The 4,957-nt window shown below is 65.7% G+C and carries 5 protein-coding genes; 1 reads left to right on the forward strand and 4 read right to left on the reverse strand.

The window, feature by feature from the left end:
• The 4 genes from DYI24_RS21195 to DYI24_RS21210 form a co-directional block, all read right to left on the reverse strand.
• A partial coding sequence (locus DYI24_RS21195; protein WP_164573730.1) for an SDR family oxidoreductase occupies nucleotides 1-808 on the reverse strand: 808 nt, incomplete at its 3' end.
• A gap of 179 nt (nucleotides 809-987) precedes the next feature.
• Entirely contained in the window at nucleotides 988-2,550 is a 1,563-nt protein-coding gene (locus DYI24_RS21200; RefSeq protein WP_164573731.1) for a Do family serine endopeptidase, read from the reverse strand.
• A gap of 260 nt (nucleotides 2,551-2,810) precedes the next feature.
• The gene (locus DYI24_RS21205) at nucleotides 2,811-3,299 is read right to left on the reverse strand and encodes a hypothetical protein (protein ID WP_164573732.1); all 489 of its coding nucleotides are present in this window, start codon (nucleotides 3,297-3,299) and stop codon (nucleotides 2,811-2,813) included.
• Nucleotides 3,300-3,406: 107 nt separating this feature from the next.
• Complete coding sequence (locus DYI24_RS21210; protein WP_164573733.1) at nucleotides 3,407-3,691, reverse strand: hypothetical protein; 285 nt, start codon at nucleotides 3,689-3,691, stop codon at nucleotides 3,407-3,409.
• A gap of 157 nt (nucleotides 3,692-3,848) precedes the next feature.
• On the opposite strand from DYI24_RS21210, the gene DYI24_RS21215 reads away from it, so the two are divergent.
• Nucleotides 3,849-4,957: ABC transporter ATP-binding protein (locus DYI24_RS21215; RefSeq protein ID WP_164573734.1), on the forward strand; the 1,109-nt coding region annotated here is incomplete at its 3' end.

A 4,957-nucleotide genomic window follows, 5' to 3' on the forward strand; every position in this document is an offset into this window, starting at 1 on the left:
CGTCGCTGGTCTCGTTATCAATGCCGGCACGTGCCAGGATGCGATCGGCGACGGACGGCATCAGCATCTGCGCGACGATCGCCTTGACGGCGGAGGAACCGACCCAATATTCGCGCGGCGCCCGCTCGGCGGCGCGAACCACCGCCTCGGCGATCGCTTCAGGCTGGTAGATCGGCGGCACCGGTGCCGCCTTGCGATCGAACTTGTTGCGGGCCCAATCGAACTGCGGCGTGTTCACCGCAGGCAGATGCACCATGGTGAGGGTGACGGCGCTGTTCTCGTTCATCAGCTCGCTGCGCAGCGAGTCGATGAACCCACGGGTTGCAGCCTTGGCGGCGCAATACGGCGCCTGGAATGGAATCGAGCGATACGCCAGTGCCGAACCGATCGAGATGATCGCACCGCGGTTGCGCGGACGCATGTGACGCAACGCTGCCAGCGTGCCGTGCACTTGGCCGAGATAGCTGACCTTGGTGACTTGGTGAAATTCGTCGGGCGTCAGGTCGATGCTCGCGCCGTACACCGTCACCATCGCATTGTTGACCCACAAGTCGATCGGGCCGAACTCGGACTCGACGCGCGCGGCCGCGTCGAACATCGCCTTGGCATCGGCGACATCAGCCTCGATCAGCAGCGCCTCGCCGCCGAGGCGAATGATCTCACGCCGGGTACTGTCGAGTCCCTCGCGCCCTCGCGCAATCAAGCCGACTTTGCAGCCGCGGCGACCGAACGCCACCGCGATCGCCCGGCCGACGCCCGCACTGGCGCCGGTCACCACCACCGTTTCGATGACGTCGCGCCTGGTCATCAGTGTTTCCTTTGCGATCCGGACAAAGACGATTTGTCCCAACAACGCGGCGGCAACGTTCCAGGTTGCTCTACCGAAGGTGAAATCTCTGCCAGGCGGCTCACAACGACGGCGCAAACGAACAAGGGACGGCGCTGAGCCGTCCCTTGTCATCGTTCACGAGATGGATGCCGTGCGGCTCAGCCCTTGGCGATCGGCACCGCGACGAAGCGGGCAGCCGAGTCAGCAGTCTTCACCCGCATCAGTACGGTCTTCTTGCCGTCCTTGCTGGCCTCGGTCAGCGCGTTGCGGACGTCGCCCGAGTTGGTCACCGCCTTGCCGCCGACGTCGAGAATGACGTCACCGGTGCGCAGGCCCTTGTCGGCGGCAGGCCCGTCCGGATCCAGGCCGGTAATGACCACGCCGTTCTTGCCGGCACCGTCGACGTCGCTGGCCGGCGCTACGCGCAGGCCGAGATACGGGCGGGCACCGTCGCGATCACCGCTGTTGTCGGCAACCTTCTGATGATCCCCGGGCATTTCGGCGAGCGTCAGATCGATGGTCTTGGACTGGCCGTTGTGCAACACGTCGAGCTTCACCGAGGAGCCCGGCGTCAGCGTGCTGATAGTGCGGGCGAGCGCGCGGGAGTCCTTGACCTCCTTGCCGTCGACCGCGGTGATCACGTCGCCGGCCTTGATGCCGGCCTTCGCGGCTGGGCTGCCGTCCTGGGGACTGTCGACCAACGCACCCCGCGCCTGCTTCATGCCCAGGCTGTCGGCGATCTCCGCCGTCACCGGCTGCACCTGAACGCCGAGCCAGCCGCGGGTGACGTAGCCCTTGTCCTTGAGCTGGGACACCACCAGCTTCGCGGTCGCGGCCGGGATATCGAAGCCGATACCGACCGAGCCGCCCGATGGCGAATAGATCGCCGTGTTGACGCCGATCACATTGCCATTGGTGTCGAACGCCGGACCGCCGGAATTGCCCTTGTTGATCGGCGCGTCGATCTGCACGTAGTCGTCATAGGGGCCCGAACCGATGTCACGGCCACGCGCCGAAACGATGCCTGCCGTCACCGTGCCGCCGAGACCGAACGGATTGCCGACCGCGATCACCCAGTCGCCGACCCGCGCCGGCGCATCGGCGAAGTTGACGTGCGGGAAGTCGGTCTTGCCGTCGACCTTGATCAGCGCCAGGTCGGTCTTGTCGTCAGTGCCGACGACCTTGGCGGTGTAGATGGTGCCGTCATCGGTGGTCACCTGCACCGACTTGGCGTGATCGACCACGTGATTGTTGGTGACCGCGTAGCCGTCGGCGGTGATGAAGAAGCCGGAGCCTTCGCCGGTGATCATCTGGTGCCGCTTCGGCATGCCTTCAGGGCCGCGGAATCCGAACTGACGCTCGAACTGCTGGAACGGCGCGAGGCCGCGCGGCATCTGCATCTGGTCGCCATCACCATCGTCACGCACCAGCGGCGTGGTTTGGCGATCGTCATCGATCTTGACCCGGACCGAAATCACCGCCGGCTTCACCTTGTCGACCAGATCGCCGAACCCGGCCGGCGCCGGCTTGCCGTTCTCAGCCGCATAGGCCGGAGACGTCAGCGACGGCATCTCGCGGGTGAGATAGCCGACGCCGCCGAGCGCCACCACCATGCTCAAGCCGGCAGCGGAAGCCAGCAGCGAGAGACGCCGCGGCCTCAACACTTTGCGGATATGAGCCTCGGTTTGAGCTGATACGTGGTCGAACTGGTCGCCTTGCATGACGTGGTCTCCATCTGGTCGATCGTGAACGTGAAACGATGAGACCGAATATAGGAGAGCCACCTTACGGCGAGCTGTGCCGGATATTAATCTTCGGCAAGATGCTATCACGCGCACGCGAGCACAGACCGTACAGCTGGTGCACAGAGATATGGAAAGAGGGATGATTACTTACGAATAGGTAAGGCGGATCAAATGCGAGATCGGCTCACATGCGAGAGTGACGGCGTCTGCGCTGGCACACGCCGTCTCCTTCTCGCTTAGCGGCGCTTCATCGAGACCGAGATTTGCCGCACGTCATTGCCTTGCGGCACGATCGTGACCGACTGCGACGCGCCGCGGGACGCGACCGACAACGAGGCGTTGAAGCCCGGTCCCGCCACTTGCGCCGAAATGTTGCCGCCGCGCACCGTACCCGACACATTACCGGTGACGTTGCGGGTCGCCTCGCTCCAGGTCCCGGAGAGGCGGCCCCCGGTCTCTTCGACGTTGCTCGAAATGTCGAACTTGTAGCTGTCGCTGGCGCAGGTCAGCTTCTGCTGCATCAGACGGCCGTCGCCGCCAACCGCGTAAGACGCCTGGCAGCGAATCCGCTCGGCGGAGCCGTCCGACATCTGCACCCGTCCATTGCCCGCCCAGTATCCGGCCAAACCGTCGAAAGCCCCCGCAGCCACACCCGCAGAGGGCGCGAGCAGCAGCGCACCAGCAAAGCCGGCGGCGAGGGCGGGAGCGGCGAAACGAAAGGTCATGAGGGCCTCCGGAGGACGAACGACAGCAAGCGGCGCAGAACCCCGCCGCGCGGGTCTTGCACAACGATCCTGCCGGCGTTCGGTTTCATCGGCCCGCGGCCGCAGCTCTAGACGAGCAGCAACGCGATCAGCGTGCCGACGACCACGCCGGCGCAGGCGCCGGACAGGACGAAAACCGAGCCCCACAACAAAAAATAGCCGACCACCGCGCCGAGCGTCTTGTCGAGGTGGTCGCCGTACATCCAGAACGAGGCCGCACAACCGGCGAGGATGATCGCTGCGATCGCGACTCTCAGCCACAGCGCCCGGCGCGACGCGCGCGCAACGAACCAAGCGCCCCACCCGACGGCGGCGGCGAGCAGCACCCAGCCAATGATCAAACGGACGGCCATGACGGTTTCCAGGGTACAGAGGACGACCTACGCCGTGGAGTCGACGAACGGATGACGGATCGCCGCCACAGCGGATTTCCATTACATTATCGGCGCGCGGGCGTCCCTGCCCGGTCGTGGACCTTACGGAATTACCCTGCCGCCGATGTGATGGTGAATGGCTCTCCCTTCTGATTCCGATTCGCGCGAGCCGTCGCCGCCGCTGTTTCAGGGCCGCGGGCTGACCAAGCGATTCGGCAGCTTTGTCGCCAATCAGGCGATCGATCTCGACATCGCCGGCGGCGAAGTTCACGCGCTGCTCGGCGAGAACGGCGCCGGCAAGTCGACCTTGGTGAAGATGATCACCGGGCTGCTGCAGCCGGACGAGGGCCGGATGATCTGGCGCGGGACGCCGATCGCGTTCGCAGGCCCGGCGGAAGCGCGAGCTTGCGGCATTGCCGCGGTGTCGCAGCACTTCGCGCTGTTCGACAATCTCACCGTGGTCGAGAATGTCGCGCTCGGGCTCGATCGCCGTATCTCGGTCGGCAAGCTGGCGACGGAGCTGGAGCAGATCTCGCAGCGCTACGGCCTGCCGCTCGATCCCAAGCGCGAAGTATGGCGGCTGTCGGTCGGGGAGCGGCAGCGGATCGAGATCGTCCGCGCGCTGCTGCAAGACCCGCAGCTTCTGATCCTCGACGAGCCCACCGCGGTGCTGACACCGGCCGAAGCCGACAGGCTGTTCGACGTGCTGGAGCGGCTGAAAGCGGACGGCCGCGCGCTGTTGTACATCTCGCACAAGCTCGACGAAGTGAGGCGGCTTGCCGGCGTCGCCACCATCCTGCGCGCCGGCCGCGTCGTCGGCAGCTGTGACCCGCGCCAGGAAAGCGCCGCTTCGATGGCGCGGATGATGGTCGGCAGCGACGTGACGGCGCCGAAGCAATCCAGCCATTCGATCGGAGGCCCGTTGCTGAGCGTCAACGGCCTGACGCTGCGTCCCGACGATCCACATGGCGTCACGCTGCGCGACCTCTCCCTCGAAGTCCGTAGCGGCGAGATCGTCGGCATCGCCGGAGTTGCCGGCAACGGCCAGGACGAGCTGTTCGCGGCGCTGTCCGGCGAGACGAGAATCGCGCGATCGGACGCGATCAACCTTGTCGGCGAGGCCGCCGGAAACCTTTCGATCAACCAGCGGCGCCAGCTCGGCGCCGCTTTCGTGCCGGAACAGCGGCTCGGCCACGCAACGGTGCCGACCATGAGCCTGTCCGACAACGCGTTGCTGACCGGACA

The sequence above is a fragment of the Rhodopseudomonas sp. BR0C11 genome, assembly GCF_010820945.1.
Lineage (GTDB): Bacteria > Pseudomonadota > Alphaproteobacteria > Rhizobiales > Xanthobacteraceae > Rhodopseudomonas > Rhodopseudomonas palustris_H.